The sequence below is a fragment of the Prosthecobacter algae genome (assembly GCF_039542385.1).
In the GTDB taxonomy this organism is placed as follows: Bacteria; Verrucomicrobiota; Verrucomicrobiia; order Verrucomicrobiales; family Verrucomicrobiaceae; genus Prosthecobacter; species Prosthecobacter algae.
Genome location: NZ_BAABIA010000001.1, coordinates 200,519 through 220,912 on the forward strand (window position 1 = coordinate 200,519; position 20,394 = coordinate 220,912).

Genomic DNA, 20,394 nt, shown 5'->3' on the forward strand with positions numbered 1-20,394 from the left:
GAACGATGTTAACCGCCGTTTCATGCAGCCAGGAAACCTGGAAATGCACGCTTAAGTGGCCGCAATCCAACGTTGCCAGAGGCGCAGCAGTGGGGCCATTAGGACAAAGCCACAGGCTAGAAATAGGGAAACCTGCATGACTGCTAGCGCATCCACCACGGCGATGCCTGCCAGGAGGATGCCCACGGCCCGGCCGATAGCAGGCCCGCCCTGACGCATGACCCGTGTGGCGTAGGCCACCATGCCGATGAAAAGAAAGATGAAGGGCAGTGGGGCGAGCGGTGTGAGATCCCCCAAAAGAGGTATGAGCTGCCAGTTCGCTCGGCTGATCCAGAAAACGATGGCGACCACCGCAGGGGCATACAGCAAACCTTTGGCAAAAAAGGCGCGCAGAGGGGAGGTGACCGCCCCTTTAGCCTCCATGCGGGCGACCATGGTGAGACCGACAATGTACGCTCCTAATGTGGGGGCAAAAATCAGCACGTCATTATCTAGCCACCAGTGAATGCTGGCTTCACCGCCAGGAATGGCAGAGCTGGCCATGAGATAAAGCAGCACCCGGCAGGACCCCATCACCCACACGGCTCCAGGCCAGGGTTTGTGGTAAAGATCATAAAACAGAATGGCCGCCACAAGAACGAGCGTGATCACTAGGCTGGCTCCGGCAGTGAAGATGGCCGTCGTTGCTCCCAGTGCCATCATCCCCAGCCCCACGCCCCAGGCGGTGCCGGCGCTGACTTTACCGCTGGGGATCGGGCGTTCCTTTTTGTGCTCGCGGTCGAATTTGGCATCCGCCGCGTCATTGAGGATCATGCCGCCTGTGTAAAGGAGGGAGCCTGCCAGCAGCAGCCAGCCCAGCCGTACATCCAGCCAGGGGCCACCTGCCAGTAGCCAAGCCGCCGTGACGTTGGTCCAGACAGTGGGGAGATTGGAGATGCGGGCGAGTTCGAGCCAGGCGCGGAGCATGGGCCGACCCTAGCGCAGGCTGCGTATCACGCAAAGGCACGGCTTCATTTCCCCTTCATCGTCCGCTTTTGATGCTCTTTAAAAGCTTCCCGCGCCTCGGTTTCACGGCCCATCTTTTTATAGGCGTAGGCCAGATTCATCCAGGCCTGGGGGTGCGTCGGGCGCAGGCGCACGGTGTTGCGATAGGCTTTGGTGGCCTCGCCCGGATTCCCCTGCTTATCAAAAAGCAGCCCCTGATAGTACCAGGCCTCGGAGTAGCCAGCGTTCAGCTTCAGGCTTTGAGAAATGGCGGCCTGGGCTCCGTCATAGTCCTTTAGACGACCTCGCACATAGGCTTGCAAGTAATGCGCCTGGGCATAACCGGGAGCCAGCAGGGTGACGCGGCGCAGGGCATCATCGGCCTTGCCCAGATCTCCGTCACGCACGTGGCGGCTGGCCAGCAGCAGCCAGGCCAGTTGATCATTCGGCCGCTGCTCCACCGCCAGTTCCAGCGCCTCGCGGTCCTCCGTGCTGTCTGGCAGGCCGCCGGGGGATTCGCGCAGTTTAGCAAAGGCAAGTTGATGCCAGTAGAGCCCCGCCTTGGGGTCCAGCGCTACAGCTTTGCGCTGGCAGTTCAGCGCCTCAGGCGAGGCCCCTAGATAGGTGGCACTCAGCCCCAGCAGAGCCCAGCATTCTGCGCTGCGCGGGTACTTGCGGGTGAGCTGCACCAGCTTGCGCATGGCGGACTCCACACGTTTTTGCTGGAGGGTGGCAAAAGCGGCGACGAACTCGGGATCGTTGGCCACCTCACGCAGCTTGGGGCTCTGGGGCAGTTTCGACAGCGGCTGCATGGGCGCGCGGTTTTTGCGCAGTTCAAAGGCGGCTGCATCGCAGGGCAGGGCAAAGTTCATCCAGCTCTGCAGCGGCACCTTCATGCCCACCACGGCCATGACACGCCCGGCCTTCGACAACACGGGGGAACCCACCGCGCCAGGGGAGTCTGTGCCTTTTAGATTCAGCCAGCCCAGGCCAGTGAGGGCGGGGTCCATTTGCACCTTCGCATCCGCCAGCACGAGGCCGCGTTTTTCAGAGACGGCCAGGACATGGCAGGCGCGTTCTTGGGCAAAGTCAGTGTCAGGGGCGAGCTCCAGCGGTGTCGTGTCCCTCGTTTCACTTTGCAGCAGCGTCACCCCAGTGACGAGATCCGCCAGGTAGAAACCGGCCACTTTATGATTGGTGCCATCCGCGCCCGTGGTCGTGATGTAGTCCACCTTTTCCGCGATCTCCGGATGAAGCAAACCAGTGTCGGTAAGGATAACGCCGTCTTTTGTCACAAAGCAGCCGATGCCACTGCTGATCTGGTTGCCAAATTCATCCCAGACACGGATGCCGACGACGGAAGCGGCCACCTTGGCCCCTAGGCTGCGCAGTTCAAGCTCCTCGGGCGTCAGCGGCTTGTCGGGCGTTCCTGCGGGGGCTTGCTCGCCTGGAAGATATGGCGAGATGGGCGGCAGCAGCTCCAGGTTCTCCTCATCGGCCATGGGCAGGTCGCGCTTCTCGCCTTGGAAAAGCAGGAGCGGGTTTTCGTAATTGTTCACGTCCACTGGAAATCCTGCGTTCTGCGGCAGGGCCGGTTCACCTGGGGCAGCGGGCACATTTGGGGAGATAGGATCTAAAACAGCCGCAGGTACAGGGGCCGAACCGCCAGGCTGCTGGGCAAGCAACGGGGCTGTCAAAATGGCCAGGCAGAGCATCAATAAAGGTCTCATCATGTGGCAGAGTGTGAGCAGAATGTGACACTTTGCGGCGGGTAACGTGTGACGAATTCTTCACATCGAACTCATTTCAGCAGGTGAAAGCGCGGATTAATAGACGCGGCAATTCCATCCCATCATGCGTTCCCTCGCTCTGCTCACTCTTACCTTTTGCACCTTGGCTGCCCCAGCGGCCGAGCTTGAACTCAAGTCACTCGGCGGTGAAGGCGCGGCCCAGAAGCGCAAATATGGTCCTTTCGTCGGCGTATCTGTTGGCGAGTCCCTGAGCCAGACAGGTGACGTTAAGATCGGCGACAAAAAATTCAGTCTGGATGATTCCGACGGTGCTGCCAGTTTTAGCATCGAAGTCGGCAAGAGCTGGAAGATGAAACGTCTGCCAATTCTCGCTTCTGTGGATGTGGAGGGCACCTTCATGTCCACCGAACTCAAGGGTCGTTCGGCGGATGCCAATCAGCCTGCAGGTGGTGGGCGTCTGGCGACCGACACGGTGGCTTATCAGGCCGATATGAACTCCTTGTTCTTTAACCTGAACGGCACACTTGCCCTAGATCTCTATCGTTACCGGGCACGCATCGGCAAATTTGCCGCTGGTTTCCGTCCTTACGTGGGAGCAGGCTTCGGTGGTGGCCAGGTGTGGTATCGCAATGCCACGGCTAAGTCCCGTGCCCAGTTTAACAATACGGGTAACAACACCGCCAGCAACACGCCCTTCAGTGTGGATGAGTTCATCAATTCCTGGAACTGGTATGCAGGCGTCGAGTGGACCTGGAAAGACCAGTATTCCATCTTCGCTGAATATCGTGACTTCCATGTGGGTGACCTTGAGGAGCTGACGAACTTTGCTTCCGATGGCTACCTCATCGGCTTCCGCTACCGCTACTAATTTTCATTTCGCCCGGCTCTCACTCAACCCACACCCATGAAGTTCTCCCGCCTGTTTACTTTGGGCCTTGCCACCGTCGCACTGGCCTCCTGCAAGACCATCACCTCGGAGCGTCTCGCGTTCCCTAACGCCCCTGTGAGCTATCAACTGGTGAGCGATATGGTGGATGAAGAAACGATCGAAAACACCATCAAGTTCCGCAACTTGGGGCAGCAGATCGTCAGTTTTGACTACACCATCTCCGATGAACCTGGAATCCCTCACGTGGACTGCCTGGGGCCAAACTCCGGCCTCGTAGAGAATCTTTATCCCGGTGCTGAAGCCAAGGTGAAGAACCCTCTGGATAAGAACGGTGAATTCGTCACGCTGGGTCGTGTGACCTTTGGCAAACGCAGCACAGAAGAGCTGGCCAAGCAGTATAAGCCAAGCACATTGCTGCCTGCCTCCTCGACAGGTGGTGGTGCCTCCCCGCTGCCTGTGCTCGAAGCGGTGAACGCTCCTGGCGAATGATCTTTAAATCTTCAGCGATGCCTTTCATTAGCAGCCCTGTTCGAGCAGGGCTGCTTTATTTTTTAGTGCTCGGTGCTCTGCTGCCCGTGCAGGCTAGGGATGCTGATGAGTCCGTGCGTCGTCTGTATTCTCGCGCACAGAAATTAATGTCGGAAGGCGAGGCTGAAGAGGCTCTGGAACGCTTTCTCAACGTGGTCAAACATTACCCCCGCACGGAGTGGTCGGCCCTGTCACTGTGGGAAGTGTATCGTATCAACATTCACCTCGGTGATGATGAATCCGCCTTTGAGGCCCTGAACCGTCTGATTGTGGAGCAGCCCGGGAATTTTGAAAAAGCCCATGCCGCACAGCTTCAGTTGGTGCAGCGCCTACTCGGCAGTGGCAAAGAAAGCCGCCGCACGCTGGAAGTGGCCCGGAAATCTCAGATCACGCCGCCTGAGATCCTGGTGGAGATGCTGAAGACGGTGATCAAAAATGGCCCGCAGAGCGAGGTTGGAATCCAGGCGCATTATTACCTGGCGATTGCCCAAGAAAAGGCCGGTGAAAAGAAGGTGGCCATCGCCACCCATGAAGATTTTACGGAAACCTACCCCAAGCATGAGTTGGCGGATGATGCCGGCTACCAGGTGGCCTACATCGCTTACAAAGATTGGAAGACCATGCGCAGCAATAGCCCGCATCAGCGCGAAGGGGCAGCTATCTCATTGGCGTGGTTCATCGCTCGTTTCCCTGAGAGTGATAAGGTGGCCCAAGCCCGCTCTTGCCTCTCGGAGGTGCGAGCTTCTGAAATGCGTGAGTTGTTAGGCCTCGCTCGTTATTATGAAGGCCGGGGGAATGAAAAAGCAGCAGCGGTGTATTATGAACAATTGGCTGAGCGTTTTCCGGAAGCCGTCGTGGCGGATAAGACCCTTGCCGACAAGATCCTGAAAACCCAACCTGCCGCCGAAACGGTCGGCCCGGTGAGGTGAGGGAAGTGTCACGCTCTTTGAGTCGTTCATCGTCCGTTTTCGCGCATCTTAAGGGTAGATGTTGCGTCGCACATGGCTTCAGGGCTGGCTCATCGGGACTGCGCGTACAGTCACGGGATTGGCTTGGGCGCGCGGGATGGTGATGGAGGTGGCCGCTTTGCAAACAGGGCCGGGCGCTTTGTATTTATCCTTGGCCAGCTTTCCTGCTTTGCAGTCGGTAGGCGGCTCCGTGCAGGTGAATCTCAGTGCGGTGGATACGGCCCTCATCGTGACACGTGCTTCGGTTTCCTCTTTCCATGCGCTTGATTCTGTTTGTACGCACGCAGGCTGCACCGTGGGCACCTTTGTGCAGCAGCAGGGTTACATGCAATGCCCTTGCCACGGTTCCCGTTATGACATTCAAGGCCAAGTGGTTCGCGGGCCTGCGGAAGAAAATCTGGCCTCGTTTGGCATTGAATTTGACGGGGCTGATGAGTTGAAAATCACGCTGCCGAACCTGCCCCTGGATGTGAAGCCCATCCAGCTTTACCGCCGCGCTGGAAATCGCCTGCGCTTGAAGTTGACTTTTGAGGGCAAGTCGGGACGGCGTTATCAGCTCCGATTCAAGGCGGATGTCGTTTCTGCTTTTTCCACTGTCCCCTTCGCAGTGACTCCGAATGGTCTCGCCGTAAGCTCTGAGATATCGGTCACGAGTGATGGCCCTCGCCACCTTTATGTGGACTCAGATAACCAGCGAGGCTTTTACATCGTGGATGAAGTGGAGTGAGTAGTTTTAATCTCCCAATGAGCCGCCTCGGATGATGGCGATGTCATCGGCACTGAAGCCCGCAGCCTTCAGCCCTTCGTCATTTACTTTTCTTTGGCGAGCTTGCTGCGCGTAAAGACGTAGCCGTGCCTCATGACGGTGGGCTTCGTCCGGGATGGCTTCGACCCACGCGAGAGCCGTCTGCATCTGCCCCTGATTGGCAATGCCAAGCGCGAGTGAAGACAGGCTGGGAACGAGATCGTCAAAGCGCTCGGTTTGGTTGATCCAGTCCGTGGCGGCTTTCGGATTTTGGTCAAACCAAAGCAGCAAGCTGTCATTGAGCTGGCGTGCCTCGCCGTTTGGCTCCAGTGCACGTACTTCGGCCTCATAATCTCGCTGAACTAAAGGACCGCTACGTGGTTGGAGGACCACTTGGGCAGGTGCATCCGAAGTGACAAGATCCGGCACGCTGGCCTCCTCCCAAAAAGGGCGCTCCATTGCCTGGGGCTGCACCTTGATTGGGCTGGGAGGCATCACTTTGGTCCCCTCAGGTTGGCCTAAATAAAGACCCCAACCGGCGGCCATCAGCAGCGCAGAAACCATCAGTAAAAGACTCGCAGACTTCTCAGACATGGGCCGGCGTGAGTGATAGTGACGGAGCGGTGGCAGCTTCCTCCTGAGGCTCCGTTTCCAGGCCGTCAAAGCGGAGCAAACGTGCGCTGTTAAAGATCACAAAGAAGGCGCTGAACTCATGCATGAAAGCAGCGGCGATGGGGTTGACAAAGCCAAGGCTGCTGAGCGTGATGGCCAGGATGATGAAGGCAAATCCACACAGCAAGTTTTGATTGATGATGCCTACCGTGCGGGCGGAAAGCAGCAGTAGGTCTGGCAGGCGGCGGAGGTCATGGGTCATCAGGGCCACGTCGGAAGTATGCACGGTGACATCATTGCCCAGGGTGCCCATGGCCACGCCCACATCGCCTTCCGCCAAAGCTGGGGCATCATTGAGTCCATCGCCGATGACCAACACCCGGCGGCCTGCGGCTTTCAGTTCACGGATTTGGCGCACCTTATCCTCCGGCAGGCACTCAGCATGCAGATGGGTGATGCCTACCTGAGCCGCGATGTGTTGAGCCACTTCCAGTCGATCTCCGGTGAGCATGTGGAAATCCTGAATGCCTAAAGAGCGCAATCGTTCCAGGGCCTCATGAGCCTCGGCACGCACTTGATCGGCTAACAAAAAGGTGGCGATGTGGCGACCGTTTTGCGCCAGGAGCACGAGGCTGTGGCGGGTGAAATTTGCCGGGTCAATGGCTAACGGCGTGCCGCTTTTCATCAACCAGGAGCTGCGCCCGATCTGCAAACGCCGACCCTCACTTTCGCCTTCCAGTCCCAGGCCGTGATGCTCGGTGAAGTGGGTGATGGCGGGCAACTGCTGTCCCTCACCTGCGGCAGCAATAGCCCGTGCTACGGGGTGATTCGACTGCTGTTCCAGCGCGGCGGCCAGTTGGATCACCTGCTCTCGAGTCAAGGTTTCATCATGCACCAGCACCTTCTCCAGTTCGAGCTGGCCCAGCGTCAGCGTACCGGTTTTATCAAACACCACCGTGTCCACCAGACGGGCCGTTTCCAGATGGCGGATGCTTTTCACAAGCAATCCGAGACGTGAAGCGGATGCAATGGCCGAGACCATGGCAGAAGGGCTAGCCAGCACAAAAGCACAGGGGATGCTGACAACGAGTACGGCGATAGCGCGCTCCATGTCCTGAGTGAAAAAGAACACACTCGTGGCGATGAGCAAGATGAGCGGGGTGTAGTAGCGGGCGTAGTCTTCGGCGAGACTGATGATGGGGGCCTCGGATTCCTTTGCCTGCTCGATGATGCTCTGCACTCGGCCCATCACAGTATCCATGCCCGCCCCGGTTACGCGCGCCTGGAGAAAGCCATTGAGATTGGCCGTGCCAGCGTAGATCTCGCTGCCGGGGGCAACCTCCACCGGCACAGATTCACCCGTGATGCGGCTTTGATCCACCATCGCTTGGCCGGTCACGACCGTGGCATCGGCAGGCACCATTTCGCCGGGGCGAATGAGAATCTCATCACCGATGCGTAGCTCGCTGGATTCACACTCTTCGTCGGTATCTCCGATTTTACGCCGGGCGCGCAGGCGGGTGAGTTGGCGCAGTTTTGACAAGGCCATTTCCACGCCTACTGTGGTGCGTTCTTCCAGCATCTGGCCAAACAAAAGGATGATGGCCACGATGCCCCCGGTGAGATACTTGCCCGTGGCTAAACATGCCGCCAGTGCGAGCACCACATACTGGTCCATGTAAAACTGAGTAGCGCCAAATCCCGTGGCCCGAATGGCCGTGATGACGCCGCGAACGATGGGGGTGGCCACAATGAGCGTGGCCAGGAGAGCCAGGGCTCCCTTCACGGTCTCCTGCTCTGGGCGCAGCCACCCGGTGATGACGGAGGCAGCCATGAGAGCCGTGGCCACAAAGAGCAGCAGCAGGCGCTGGCGGGTCGTTGAGTCGAGATCATTCATCGGGCAAATTCAGGGGCAGGCTCTAGGATGACGGTGGGGCGGGCCTGCTGCATCGGCAGCAGGGTGCGGGAGGAAACCTGGCCCATCACTCCATCCAGCGTCTCCCGCAGCAGTCTCTGGGAAACGAGTTGGGGATTCAGGCGATAGTTCCCCAGCAGGGATGTGAAGGAGGACGCTTCACCTTTGGCAGACTCCACCAGGCCCGTGGCATAACCTTCTGCACGGAAAAGAATGGAGGCGGCTTCACCCTCAAACTTCGTGCGTGTTTCCGCATCGTACTGACGGGCATTTTCAAACATCGTTTTGGCAAACTGGCGTGCATTCGTCACCTCCTCAAAGGCCGCCAGAACCTGGGCAGGTGGCGAAAGAGCGCGGATGTCCAGACCCGTGATGCGCACACCCAGGTGCAGCCGGCTGGCTTCAGCCTGCACCTGTTTCGTCGCCTCCGCTGCCACATCGCGGCGATCATCGGTCAGGCTGGCATCAATGCGCCTGCGGGCGAGCTGAGCTGTCAAGGCTCGGTAACTAAGTCTCGCGAGCAGGATTTCGATGCGGTCGCCTGCGATGGTATAACGAAAAGGATCGTCAATTCGGTAACGTAGATTGAACTGCCCCTGGATGACATTGGTGTCTAAGGTCAGCGTGTAGCCATGGTCCAGCGGATTTAGTGTGGTGTGGTCGTAGGTGGGGTATTTGGCCCCTTCCACGTCACGGGAATTCATCTGCTGAATCAGCTCTTCGTTGGTCGGTTCGATCTGCTTGTCTGGATCCCCGATCTTGGTGCCGATGAGTGCCCAGGCATCGAGTGGCAGGCTGGTATCTTTGCCAGTCTCAAAAAGCAGCACTTCATCAAAGGGACGTGGCAGCCCCACCAGTAGGCCTGGCTGATGCAGGTGAGGTTGCAGGCGTCCCAGTCTCCTCACCAGCGCCGTCTGCTGCGGCTGGATGGTATGAATGCCGGAAACCGCATAAAGAAGCAGCAATGCCGCAAAGACCCAACGGGCGTGAGCGGTGAGCTGCTTTAAGAACAGCAGCAGCGCCTCCACGACGTGGCCTTCATCCCGCAGGCTGATGGGGGTGTGGGCGGGCTTCATGGCGTGCTATCCAGGGCGGCTGGGGCAGGGGAGGGCATAGGGGCAGCGCTGCCATTGGCGACGGCTCCCGGTTCCGTGGCCTTCAGCCAGTGAAAGGGGGCCACGCTGGTGTCCAGGATCACGGTGGTGTTCTTATCCACCACGCTGCGCAGGCTCTGCAGCTCCCGCAGGAATTTGTAAAACTGCGGATCTTGACCATGGGCCGCTGCATAGATGGCGGAGGCTTCCGCTTCGGCCTTGCCGCGCATCTCTTCGGCCTGCCGTTTAGCATCGGCGATCATTCGCGTGGCTTCCTTGTCCGTTTCGGCTTTCATCTCGGCCGTCTTGGCGCGGCCTTCGGCGCGATACTGTGTGGCCTCCCGTTTTCGCTCTGCACGCATGCGGCGGAAGACGGATTCCGTATTGGCCTCAGGAAGCTGGATCTGAGTGATGCCGGTGGAAATGAGCTCGATGCCCAGTTGCTTTGCGGCATCTCCTGCGGCCAGGGCTTGCATTTCGCTCTCTAGTTTCTCAAGCGGGCTTTTTTGATTTTCGCTCATCAGCAGAGCGGTGAAGTCGTGACGGCCTAACACTGAGTTGCGTGCGCTGGTGACCAGGGCATCCAGCTTGATGTGGGCCTGCTTCAGCTCACGCACGGAGGTGTAGAACAGAAGGGGATCTGCCACGCGCCAGGTGAAAAACATGGGCACGATGACATTGCGCTGATCTCGTGTCAGCGTTTCGCTGAGGCGGATGTCGGCGTGCTGCAAGCGGCGATCCACGCGGACGATTTGCTCCACCGGCATGGGCAGGCGAAAGTAAAGGCCGGGGGCGCTCAAAATGCGCACAGGTTTACCAAATCGCAGGATCAGCGCATGCTCCGTCTCGCTCACGATGAAGCAGCAGGCGGAGGCGATGACGCTGAAAACGACGGCCAGGATGAGCCCGAGGCGCAGGCTGATGAGGCGGTTTCGAGAGGGGGATGGTGTGGCTTCGCTCATGGCTGAGTCTGGGCGGGTGGCGGAGTGGGCATGGAGGATGAGGCTTTCAGAACATTGTCTGCATCCGCGGGTGAAAAGTCTGGGGCAGGCACCTCGCCTTGGTCTGCGCGAAGGTAGCCTTCGATGTCGAGATCAAAGGCGTCGGTGGATTTTACCGGGCGCGGCACCAGGGTCTGCGGGCGCACAGCGGCGGTATCCACAAAGTCGGGATTCAGCACCTTGCGCAGATCCACATGCGTGGGCATATCACCGCGCATGGATTCATCGAAGATGGCCTTCTTCGCCCCACTGAGGGTCTCATCCAGCACCCGGAAACCTTCGCGCCATTGGTAAAGATCTTTGCTTAGCGCCCAGGATTTTTGCATGGCGGTGAAACGGTGTGCTTGGCCCTCGGTCTGCATCAGGCGATTGCTCGCACTGGAACCTGCGGTGATGAGGATGGCTTTGGCATCTCCCTCCGTTCGGGTGAGGATGTCCCGGCGGTAGGCCTCCCCCTCATGCAGCAGCGCCTCTTTTTCTTCCAGGGCGCTGACCACTTCCTGGAAATTCGGGGCCACACTCACCGGTGGGTGGATGTCCCGCAGATACACCTCGGCCAGCACCAGCCCACTCTGGCGCTCATCCAGCGCGGCTTGCAAATCTCGGTGCAACTGCTGGCGGAGCGTCTCACGTGAGGTGGTCATGATATCGCGTGCGGGCAGGCGCAGAGTGAGATTGAGCAGGACCCGCTGGGCCAGGCTCCGCAGCAGGGCTTCCGCATCGGAGGAAGACCGCAGATGCAGCGCGGCATCCCCGACCCGATAAAAAACCGGCACGCTGATGGAGAGAAAATCATCTCCACTGCCCACGAGCGAATGCTGCTCTCCCTCATAGTGGGCTTTCTCCCAGAGGATAGGCTGGCCAGGATCTGTGCGAAAGCCGAGCACGATTTCGCGCAGGCGAGTTGTATCCACGGCCTGGATGCTGCCCAGGGGCCAGGGCAGCGAAAAATGCAGGCCAGGGGCCAGAGGTCGGCTCTCCCAAGTTCCCAGGTGATGACGCACCCCGGCATGGCCAGCAGGCAGCTCATGCACAGTGCTGAGTAGCCAGACCAGCAGGGCGATGGTGCTAAGCAAAGCGGGCAGGGCCCCCCGCACGGTGGGCCACATCCACATCTCCGCTAGTTTCAGGTCAAAGCTCTCATCCCGTGCCGTCGTTTCAGGCAGGCAGGCACGCCACTCGCCGCCTAACAAACGATAGAAAAAGAAGGCCCCCGGCTCTGGCAGTGTCTGCCAGTGGCGCTTGGGCGTGTAGAGCCGGCCCACCAGGCGCAGCAGACAATCCAGCACCAGCAGGGCATTCAGCACCGCATAAGCAAGGGCCAGCCAACGCTGCCAACTGCCGCCCAGATACAGGGCTCCGAGCAGAACCCCTGCCGTGATGAAATGAAGAAATACCGCCAAGCGGGCCAGGCAGAGCTGGACGTGGCTAACGTCACGCTTTTTTAAGGCGGTGTGAATATTGAGAAAAGCAAGGGCCGCCCCGATGAGCAGGGCCCCGATGGGGTGGGCCGTCAAAATGGCCCCGTCTGGCATGTTCTGCCCTAGTGTCCAAACCCAGCCGCCGGTGGCGACGATGCAGACCACGATGCCCACTCCCAGCCAGCGACCTGCAATGCCAGCCAGAAGGGCCGTGCATCCCACCAAAGGTAAGAGCCAATACATCTTCAAGGCCAAAGCGAGTACGCTTAAGCCGATAGCCTCCAGCCCAAGGGCGAAGCTAAACAAAGGATGTTGGCGATTCATGAAGAGCGAAGTGAAGTGAGTGGATTGACCCACCCGATTGAAAATGCAGATTCCCGGTTAGGCCTGGGCCTAACCGGGAATGGTGCAACTAACCAGGAGAGTGGCCGGTCATCAGTCAGCGACTGGGCGCATGAGCAGCACCTGACCATCTTCAGCGAAGAGGCTCACGGCTTCTGCGCGTGTGTAGGTGCCACCGGTCGGTTTCGGGATGTTGGAGCGGATGGAGGTCGCGAGATCACCACTTGCAGGAGTCAGGGTGACATTGGTGCGGTGGGCCTGGACGTTCACCACGAAGGTATCTGGGCCAAAGATCTCATCGGCACGGATGATGCCTGAGCTTTCCCAAAGTCCACGTGTGGTGATGGCGGAGTGGCCGTCACGGGCCTCCACACCTGCGTAATTGAAGGTGCTCTGCAGTTTGGCTGCATACTGCTGATTGCGATTCAGGCTCCACAGACCGCCATTACGGGCGTATTTGGCGAAGACTGCATCCGCAGGGCTGTTGCGGTCTTCCTGCACCATGATGAAGTTGTTGGAGATGGCGATGTTGTCAATGCTGACGGGGAAGTCCACGCCGTTGTTGACGTCGCCACCGGTGTAGCTACCCAGGGAACCGGTGATGCCATTGGCTGCCACCAATTTACCCACGGTACCGTTGTAAGTGCCACCAGGAGTGACGATGGTATCTGCATTGTACACGACATTCAGCGTGCCATTCGCCACTGGGTTGGTTGGGTTCATCGTCAGTTCATAAAGACGACCCAGGCGATTCGGGCCACTGCCGCCAGTGGTGGCGAGGAAGAGGCTACGAGTAGGCTTGGCAGGGTCGAATTCGGCATCTTCAACGCGCACGAAACCAAAGGCTCCGGCGGCATCTGCTGCGGTCAGCAACTGGGCATCGGTCAGGTTACCGCCGTTCGGGATCTGCACCCACTTAACGGGCAGTTGACCCGAGGTGAAGGTACCTTCGTTGTGCTGGGCATTGCGGCCGCAAAGCACATAAACTTTACCATCCGTCAGGCCATTGCGATCCAGCGGGCTGGTGGAGCGAGGTTGTTTGCGCCCTACATACATATAAACATAGGAAGGGGAACCGGCATCTTCCGTGGAGATCGCCACAGTCAGGCTATCGCGGCGGGGTTGGATGATGGTGGTTTCACGACCGATGCGGCCCAGGTCAGGCGCGGTGTGCATGTTCCCATTGGCGATGACCACGGTCTGAGAACCTTTGGCGGTTTCATAACTTGGAGCACCGAAGGTTTCTTCATTGGTGAAGAACAGGGGGCGATCCATGCCATGAGCGCGGCTGGCGAATGAGCCGGAGCAAAAGCGCGTGAAGGAATTCAGTGCACCTTCCAGGGGAGGGGTGGCGGAAACTTCCGTGTTTTCGAGGAAAAGTTTGGCGTGGGCAGGGGCACCACTGACCACACCTCCATTATTGGCCAACACGTAGCGAGAGACGAAGGCCCCCTTAAACTTAGTCTGGCCAGGGATGGGTTCGCTGAGCACGGTATTGCCGACTTCATGAGCCACGAAGAGAATGTTCTGGCCACTGACGGTGTCTTTGTAGAGACCCATGGCATCAGGAATGCCCACAAAAGCGAAATCCTTGCTGGCATCGCCAGTCAATGGCACGCGGTCACCAACGGTGACGATGGGCTGATACGTGAAATCAGCGCCTGGAGCCGGAGTCAAATAGGAGAACTCCGAAGTCTGAAAGCCTTGTCCGAAGGCGGCGGAAGCGAGCAGAAGGCTCGCAGCAAAGGTGGTGGATGTTTTCATGAGAGGATGAGTCAAGGAGGCGTTAGGAAATGTCATTCCATCGGCACTCTCATCCCAACCCCATGTCCAAGCTGTCGACAAACAAGCCTGCGTAACACTTCCGCCTCATGGCAGAAATGTCACGCGAAGGCGCTTGGTGGCCGACCTTCAAACCTAACCAAAAGCGAAATAATAAGATTTAATCGGATGATTGATTGTTAGATGCCTTTCAAATGACTCTATTGGGTCAGCCTGATGTCACAAAAACAGTGAGCTGCTCGAAACAACTCAGCGGGCGGGGATCATCCATTTTGAGAGTGGGGGACGAACGAGAAGTGAGTGTGCCAAAAGTCGGTGTGACGAAAACGTCGCACGGAAACCATTGTTTGGCAGCTACCCCACGTACCCAAAAGACCTAGCGAAGTACTGAGCCTCATTAAGAAATGGGGTAGGTGACGAAAGTGTTGCTGAGGAGCTTTTGTCCCATGTCGCGAAGTGGGGTCATGTCGGCGGACGGTGCTTCAGAACCCTCGCACCTTCACGACCACCTCAAAATCATGACAATGAAATTACGCTCTCCCTTCGGATGGCTGGCACTGGCGGCGCTGAGCGCCAGCCCTCTGTGCGGCCAGGAAAACATGCTGCCTGTCAGCCGCACAGCCGGTGTGCTGACGGCTGATTTGCCCGCAGGCAAATCCACCCTCGTGGGGATGCCGTTTGCGAGTATCGTGGCGAGTGGCACCGTCGGTTCGGTCAATGCCGGTCAACTCACTCTGGTCTCATCCCCCGCAGTGCTTCCTTCCCTGACGGCGGCTCCTCATGCCATCAAGATTACCAGCCGCGTGGATCAGCGGGGAACAGGCACCAATGCTCCTGCCGGATCCAGCACCAATGCTTATGGTTACGCCGCCAAGATCACTGCCCAGGCCGATCAGGCCGTCACGGCAGCCCTTTCTGTGGTGCCTAACGTGGGTGATGAATTCGTGATCTACAAGTTGGCTACGCTTTCCTCCCTATTTGGTGCGACCAATAGCGCCAACCTCAAGGAAGGCGAAACATCCGCCACTGCCGACATCGTGTATCTGGCCTCCGCTGGTGAACTGGTCGGTTATTTCTATCATAGCACGGCGGATGTCTGGCGCGCTACAGCCACCCCTACGACGGGTGATGCAGGCACGACTGAAATCGCCCCTGGCGCAGCCATTCTTGTGGCACGCAAGGCGGATGGTGCGGCCAACATCGAACTCACCGTCACGGGGGATACACTCCCTGGCCGTCAGGTGTCTGATGTGAACTCTGGTTTCCAGGTCATTAACAATCCCTACAGCGTCAGCACCACCCTGGCAGCTAGCGGCCTACAGAGCGCTATCACAGGCGGCACAGGTGCAGCCAGCGCTGATGTCATCTACCTTGAGCAGGACGGTGTCCTCTCCGGCTACTATTACAAAACAGGCGGCGTTGGCGGCATCGGCTGGCGTGCCCTTTCAAACAACGTGGCAGATGCGGGCGCAACGCTCGTCTCCCCCGGCAAGGCCATCCTTTTCAAGGAGCAGGCTGGCACGGTGAAGTTCGTCCTTCAGGAGCCCTTCGCTGAGTAATCCCTCTCAAACTCTTTCATTCCTCTCTCACCCATGAAAAAAATATTCCTCTCCGCGCTTTTGGCGTTGGGTACTTTGGGCAGTGGCCAGGCGGCCAATCTTTACTCCAGCAACCTGGGTAACGGTGTCTCCCTGGACGGTAACCTTGCCGGTATTGCCTCTGGCACCGTACGTTTCGGTGTCTTTCCAGACGGCTTCGATTTCAATGCCAACGTTGGAGATTTTAACGCTCTTGACGCTGCCTTCATTCAGGTAGCCTCTTTCAGCGGCGATCTCAGCGTCAGTGCGATCAATGGATTCTACCAGCAGGCGATCAGCTACGATTCATCCATCAGCTACGAAGGCACTTCGTATGCCTCTGGAATCGCGGGTAAAAAGGTTTACATCTGGATCCTCAATAGTGTGATCCCCGAAGAAGTGAGCCAGCAGCTCATCGCTTCCTCGAATCAGACCTGGGCAGCCGCAGATGCGGTGGTCGCAGATACCTTTGCCTCCCCTGATTCGGGTGTGGCAGGTCTGACTTTCCATGTCGGCAGCCCCGGTGGTGCAGACATTGGTGCGGGTGCAGCCTCCCATGTGCTCGGCGGTGCTCAGACAGCTGTGACTGAGGCCACTGTCAGCGTCGCCCCTATGGGTGTCGTTAATGCAGGAACCGCAGTGACATTCACCGCAGTCGCAGACGGCTCCCCAGTGAAGACTTACAAATGGCGCAAAAACGGCGTGGTCATCGCTGGTCAGACTGCCAGCACCCTGGTTATCGCCACTTCCGTGGCACAAGACACTGGTGTTTATGACGTTCTCGTCAGCAACAACCTTGCTGAAGACGTCGCCAGCAACACCGTCTCTCTGACAGTCAATACGCCGAAGCCCACGATTCTCACCCAGCCTCTGTCCACCGTCCTCGCTGTGGGTGAAACACTGGAACTGAACACCGAAGCCGTGGCTGCGGGCAACCTCCAGTTCCAGTGGAAAAAAGGCGCCAACATCGCTGGTGCTACCACCAAAGAACTGGTGCTCCCAAACATGAGCTTCGCCCAGGCAGGTGCTTACACCGTCAGTGTGACCAATGCCCCAGGCGCTGGCACAGGCACCGTCACGAGCGCTAAGGCGGAAGTCGTCGTCGTTGACAAAACTCCAGCCGTGGTCGCTAGCGCAGTCGGTGGCAATGTGTCCCTCACCACGCTGACCGCGGGTAAGGTGCAGAGCTTCCAGTGGTTCAAAGTGGGCGAGATCAATGCTCTGCAGAACGGCACCAAATACTCCGGCGTCACCACCAAGACCCTCCTCGTCCGCAGTGCCCAAGAAGCTGATTCCGGTGATTACTTCTGCGTCATCACTTCCGGCACGGACACTGAGAACTCCGGTATCCGCACTCTCAGCGTCTTCACCCAGGCTCCTGAGTTGGATGCAGCAGCAGTGGCTCTTATGCCAGATGCTGAAATCGGCTCCACATACTACTTCAGTGTCCCAGTCCTCGGTGGTGCTGTGAAGGCTCCTCTCACCTACGCTGCTCGTGGTCTCCCAGCAGGTCTGAAGATGGATGCCAAAACTGGCCTGATCACTGGCCGCCCGACCAAAGCCCAAGAGAACATCACCGTCACACTGACCGTGACGAACCGTGCTGGCACAGATACCGAAACGGTCGTCATCAATGTCAATGCCTCTCCTGAACTGGCCGGTCTGGCTGGCAGCTACGTTGGCCCGATTGATCGCAACACCGATTCTGGTCTGCCTGGTGCAGAGCTGGGGGGGCGTTTTGAAATGACCGTCTCGACCCTGGGGGCTTTGACCGGTAAGCTTTACCTTGGAGCTGTGACACTGCCTGTGAAAGGCTTCCTGGAACTCAATGACGACGTCCCATATGCCGCGTTCTCCGTGGCCCGCACCGGCGGTCTGACTCCCCTGGTGGTCGGTTTTGAAATCGAAGGCGACAACCTCGTCAACGGCTTCATCAGCGACACGGAAGACGAAGTGAACTTTGATGGTTATCGCAATGTTTTCAGCACCAAGCTCAATCCTGCCGACGACTACAAAGGTCTCTACAACTTCGCGATTGGCTTTGAAGAAGGCAATGTAAACGTCGGCGAGGCCTCCGTGCCACAGGGCGCTGGTTTCGGCTCCTTCACCGTCGCTGCGGATGGCAAGCTGAGCATCAAAGGCAAAACTGCCGATGGCGAAGCCTTCACCACGTCCTCCTTTGTCAGCCCGACTGGGGATGTCTTCCTCTTCCAGACTCTCTACAAGACCGTCACGAAGGGTTCCATCCATGGTCGCCTGATCATTGACTCCACGAACGACAATCTCATCGAAGGCTCGGCGACTCAAAACCGTCCTTTCGACATCTCGGCCAAACAGCGTACCTACGCTGCCGGGTTCTCCATCACCAATCCTGCTGAAGCCTACGTGATCCTGGGTGGCCTCTATGTGGCTCCTGTTTCACCGCTGGTGCTGCTGAACAAGGCTGCCAACACGAATGTGGAGCTGAGCCTGAGCGGTGGTGCAGATGCCTCTGCTGCTGAAGCTTTGGTCACCTTGCAGGCGGCTAACAAGATCCTCGTCGGCACGAATACCGCCAAGACGAAGCTGGCCATCAATCCAAAGACCGGTCTCATCACTGGCAGCTTTGCACTGACGGATAAGCGCGCTGGCAAATTCGAAGGCGTGGTCATCCCTGAAGGCAGCAAGCTCATCGGTCTGGGATATTACACCCTCCCAGAAGCCACCCCAACCATCACCACTTCGAAAATCCTCTCCGGTCTCATGAGCATGGATGTTCCTGCTGCTGAATAAGCCCTTCGAAGAAACTGACGACGAACTCTCCATTTATTCCTTTATGAAGCTACCCAATCTGAAAGCCTTCGGTCTCGCCTGCGCGGCCCTCGGCTGTGCCTTCAGCACGGCGCGTGCTGACATCATCGAGATCAGCGATAACATCGCCTCCGATACCCGTTGGACCCGTGATAACGTTTACGTGATCACCAAGATCATTTATGTTTTGCCGCCCGCTAAGCTGACGGTCGAGCCAGGCACCGTCATCCGTGCTGCCAGTTCCGATACGACTGGTTTGCTCAATAACCCAGGTTCCCTGGTGGTCACACGTGGTGCCAAAATCATTGGTAACGGTACCGTGGATGATCCGATCATCTTCACCTCTTTGGATGATCCGTATGTTCCGGGTGGTGGCAATACCATCCCTGTGTCGGTGGTTGGCAATGGTGGCAGCACGGTCGTCATCAGCCCGAAGGATTATTCCACATCTGGTGTCACAGGGGCCAATGCCTTCACCTACTCTAAAGAGTGCGGCGGTTTGGTGATCCTGGGGCGCACGCCTTTGGGGTATGACCGCGACGACGCGAACTACCTTCAGTGGAATGGTACGGAATTCAGCGGTGATAACATCGCCTATCCGACCAACTTCACGATTGCGACTGGCAACGGCACCGGCTTTGCCCTCATCGAAGGTTTGACTTCCACGACCACGACTCTGGCCACTCCCTTTGATGCGGATGGCGCAGGCACGGTGTTTGCTCCAGATATCACTTTCCCCCTCGGGTTCTTCGGTGGTGTGGACGAGAACGACAACAGTGGCGTGATCCGGTTCTGGTCTCATCGTTACGGCGGTTTCAACATTGCCAACAACAATGAAATCAACGGCGTGACCCTGGGTGGTGTAGGCCGTGGTACAGTGTTCGAATTCCAGGAAGTGGTGCAGAATGCTGATGACGGTTTCGAGTGGTTCGGCGGGTATGTAAACTGTCGTTACTTGGCTTCCGTGGTGAATGGTGACGACTGCTTTGACGGTGACTTTGGCTATTCAGGCAACTTGCAGCACCTGTTCGCAATCAATGACAACGAGATCTATCTGCGTTCGGGTTTCGGCAATGGCACGGATGGTACAGCCGTGGGCCGTAACAGCGCTGCACAGAGTGACAAGATGGTGGAGTGGGATGGTTCTGAGGAAAACCTTCGTGGTGTGACTCCTCAGACAAACTCGTTCTCCTTCAACTTCACCTTCATCGGCAACAAGTCCTTTAATGGTGCTACAAGCCCTGCTGCCAGCGACAGTTCCCTCAACCTGTTGCAAGGCACCACGGCCCAGTGGTCTAATGGTGTGGCCGAAGACATCTTCGGTCCTGTCGTTCTGATCTCTCAGTCCGTCACGGCTACCGCCGATCCAGATGGCACCAAAGGTGATGTGTTCAATACCCTCTATTTCAATGTGGGTACCGTCGTCAGCGGTGCAGATGCTGAAAATGACACTAGCACGGTGCTTCCTGCGACCATCGCACAACTCCGCGGCAAAGGCCATGCCACCAAAAATGGTTTGGACCCTCGCCTAGTGAATGATGCGGATGTGGGCAGCATTGCCCGTGATTTCACCCTGCCACTGCCTTCCAGAGTTGGTGTCACAGACTTCTTCTCTCCTGTGCGGTACCGGGGGGCCATGCGCGATAACAACTGGCTTTTCGGTTGGGGTTGGACTCACGCTGTTGAACTGATGCCGACCACCAACGTCGATCGCCCTCGCGTGAGCTTGGCCGTCGCAGGTGAAACGGTTTCCGTCTCCTTTGCCGCTGATATGGATGAAACCGCCGGTGCTGACAAAGTACTCTACGTCATTGAACGCTCCATCGATGGTCGCGTTTGGGCCCCGATCGGCACCGTTCAGGACGATTCCGCAGCAGATGTCCCTAACAAGGTGTTTGCCGACAGCAATGCGACCGCTGGCCAAATCACAGTTGCCGACTCTGGCTATGCCTACACAGGCAGCCCGGTGCACTACCGCGTGATTCCTCAGTAAAC

At 58.0% G+C, this 20,394-nt stretch carries 15 protein-coding genes; 7 read left to right on the top strand and 8 right to left on the bottom strand.

The window, feature by feature from the left end:
- Positions 1-51: 51 nt before the first annotated feature.
- Positions 52-966 carry a UbiA family prenyltransferase gene (locus tag ABEB25_RS00790; RefSeq protein WP_345734464.1) on the bottom strand — a complete coding sequence of 305 codons (915 nt, stop codon included), beginning with the start codon at positions 964-966 and terminating at the stop codon, positions 52-54.
- 44 nt (positions 967-1,010) lie between these two features.
- Entirely contained in the window at positions 1,011-2,600 is a 1,590-nt protein-coding gene (locus ABEB25_RS00795; RefSeq protein WP_345734465.1) for a tetratricopeptide repeat protein, read from the bottom strand.
- Positions 2,601-2,838: 238 nt separating this feature from the next.
- On the opposite strand from ABEB25_RS00795, the gene ABEB25_RS00800 reads away from it, so the two are divergent.
- From ABEB25_RS00800 to ABEB25_RS00815, 4 genes are read left to right on the top strand one after another with little or no spacing between them, the layout of a single operon-like run.
- Positions 2,839-3,603: an outer membrane protein gene (locus ABEB25_RS00800; RefSeq protein ID WP_345734466.1), complete on the top strand. Its 765-nt coding sequence runs from the start codon at positions 2,839-2,841 to the stop codon at positions 3,601-3,603.
- 36 nt (positions 3,604-3,639) lie between these two features.
- On the top strand, positions 3,640-4,113 hold the full coding sequence (locus ABEB25_RS00805) for a hypothetical protein (protein ID WP_345734467.1): 474 nt from the start codon (positions 3,640-3,642) through the stop codon (positions 4,111-4,113).
- 17 nt (positions 4,114-4,130) lie between these two features.
- Complete coding sequence (gene bamD / locus ABEB25_RS00810; protein WP_345734468.1) at positions 4,131-5,081, top strand: outer membrane protein assembly factor BamD; 951 nt, start codon at positions 4,131-4,133, stop codon at positions 5,079-5,081.
- A gap of 58 nt (positions 5,082-5,139) precedes the next feature.
- Positions 5,140-5,847, top strand: a complete 708-nt coding sequence (locus ABEB25_RS00815) for a QcrA and Rieske domain-containing protein (protein WP_345734469.1) — start codon at positions 5,140-5,142, stop codon at positions 5,845-5,847.
- A gap of 6 nt (positions 5,848-5,853) precedes the next feature.
- On the opposite strand, the gene ABEB25_RS00820 is transcribed toward ABEB25_RS00815, so the two are convergent.
- The 6 genes from ABEB25_RS00820 to ABEB25_RS00845 form a co-directional block, all read right to left on the bottom strand.
- A complete protein-coding gene (locus tag ABEB25_RS00820; RefSeq protein ID WP_345734470.1) occupies positions 5,854-6,360 on the bottom strand; it encodes a hypothetical protein in 507 nt (168 codons plus the stop codon).
- A 91-nt stretch (positions 6,361-6,451) separates the two neighbouring features.
- Positions 6,452-8,374, bottom strand: a complete 1,923-nt coding sequence (locus ABEB25_RS00825; RefSeq protein WP_345734471.1) for a heavy metal translocating P-type ATPase — start codon at positions 8,372-8,374, stop codon at positions 6,452-6,454.
- Positions 8,371-9,468, bottom strand: coding sequence for a protease modulator HflK (hflK, locus tag ABEB25_RS00830; protein WP_345734472.1), 1,098 nt, complete (start codon positions 9,466-9,468; stop codon positions 8,371-8,373). The genes ABEB25_RS00825 and hflK (ABEB25_RS00830) overlap by 4 nt, the downstream gene beginning before the upstream one ends.
- Positions 9,465-10,448 carry a protease modulator HflC gene (gene hflC, locus ABEB25_RS00835; protein ID WP_345734473.1) on the bottom strand — a complete coding sequence of 328 codons (984 nt, stop codon included), beginning with the start codon at positions 10,446-10,448 and terminating at the stop codon, positions 9,465-9,467. Before hflC ends, hflK (ABEB25_RS00830) begins: the two co-directional genes overlap by 4 nt.
- The gene (gene hflK, locus ABEB25_RS00840) at positions 10,445-12,232 is read right to left on the bottom strand and encodes a protease modulator HflK (protein ID WP_345734474.1); all 1,788 of its coding nucleotides are present in this window, start codon (positions 12,230-12,232) and stop codon (positions 10,445-10,447) included. The genes hflC and hflK (ABEB25_RS00840) overlap by 4 nt, the downstream gene beginning before the upstream one ends.
- A gap of 111 nt (positions 12,233-12,343) precedes the next feature.
- A complete protein-coding gene (locus ABEB25_RS00845; RefSeq protein ID WP_345734475.1) occupies positions 12,344-14,014 on the bottom strand; it encodes a hypothetical protein in 1,671 nt (556 codons plus the stop codon).
- A 542-nt stretch (positions 14,015-14,556) separates the two neighbouring features.
- Here ABEB25_RS00845 and ABEB25_RS00850 point away from each other — a divergent pair.
- From ABEB25_RS00850 to ABEB25_RS00860, 3 genes are read left to right on the top strand one after another with little or no spacing between them, the layout of a single operon-like run.
- Positions 14,557-15,591: a hypothetical protein gene (locus tag ABEB25_RS00850; RefSeq protein WP_345734476.1), complete on the top strand. Its 1,035-nt coding sequence runs from the start codon at positions 14,557-14,559 to the stop codon at positions 15,589-15,591.
- A 33-nt stretch (positions 15,592-15,624) separates the two neighbouring features.
- The gene (locus tag ABEB25_RS00855) at positions 15,625-18,381 is read left to right on the top strand and encodes a putative Ig domain-containing protein (protein WP_345734477.1); all 2,757 of its coding nucleotides are present in this window, start codon (positions 15,625-15,627) and stop codon (positions 18,379-18,381) included.
- On the top strand, positions 18,362-20,392 hold the full coding sequence (locus ABEB25_RS00860) for a hypothetical protein (protein ID WP_345734478.1): 2,031 nt from the start codon (positions 18,362-18,364) through the stop codon (positions 20,390-20,392). Before ABEB25_RS00855 ends, ABEB25_RS00860 begins: the two co-directional genes overlap by 20 nt.
- Positions 20,393-20,394: the final 2 nt, after the last annotated feature.

Bases quoted from the DNA above. Each gene is read 5' to 3' on its own strand.
- ABEB25_RS00800 (WP_345734466.1), top strand. From the start codon at position 2,839: ATGCGTTCCCTCGCTCTGCTCACTCTTACCTTTTGCACCTTGGCTGCC.
- ABEB25_RS00805 (WP_345734467.1), top strand. From the start codon at position 3,640: ATGAAGTTCTCCCGCCTGTTTACTTTGGGCCTTGCCACCGTCGCACTG.
- bamD (WP_345734468.1), top strand. From the start codon at position 4,131: ATGCCTTTCATTAGCAGCCCTGTTCGAGCAGGGCTGCTTTATTTTTTA.
- ABEB25_RS00860 (WP_345734478.1), top strand. From the start codon at position 18,362: ATGTTCCTGCTGCTGAATAAGCCCTTCGAAGAAACTGACGACGAACTC.
- ABEB25_RS00850 (WP_345734476.1), top strand. From the start codon at position 14,557: ATGAAATTACGCTCTCCCTTCGGATGGCTGGCACTGGCGGCGCTGAGC.
- hflK (WP_345734474.1), bottom strand. From the start codon at position 12,232: ATGAATCGCCAACATCCTTTGTTTAGCTTCGCCCTTGGGCTGGAGGCT.
- ABEB25_RS00845 (WP_345734475.1), bottom strand. From the start codon at position 14,014: ATGAAAACATCCACCACCTTTGCTGCGAGCCTTCTGCTCGCTTCCGCC.
- ABEB25_RS00825 (WP_345734471.1), bottom strand. From the start codon at position 8,374: ATGAATGATCTCGACTCAACGACCCGCCAGCGCCTGCTGCTGCTCTTT.
- ABEB25_RS00790 (WP_345734464.1), bottom strand. From the start codon at position 966: ATGCTCCGCGCCTGGCTCGAACTCGCCCGCATCTCCAATCTCCCCACT.
- ABEB25_RS00855 (WP_345734477.1), top strand. From the start codon at position 15,625: ATGAAAAAAATATTCCTCTCCGCGCTTTTGGCGTTGGGTACTTTGGGC.
- ABEB25_RS00815 (WP_345734469.1), top strand. From the start codon at position 5,140: ATGTTGCGTCGCACATGGCTTCAGGGCTGGCTCATCGGGACTGCGCGT.
- hflC (WP_345734473.1), bottom strand. From the start codon at position 10,448: ATGAGCGAAGCCACACCATCCCCCTCTCGAAACCGCCTCATCAGCCTG.
- hflK (WP_345734472.1), bottom strand. From the start codon at position 9,468: ATGAAGCCCGCCCACACCCCCATCAGCCTGCGGGATGAAGGCCACGTC.
- ABEB25_RS00820 (WP_345734470.1), bottom strand. From the start codon at position 6,360: ATGCCTCCCAGCCCAATCAAGGTGCAGCCCCAGGCAATGGAGCGCCCT.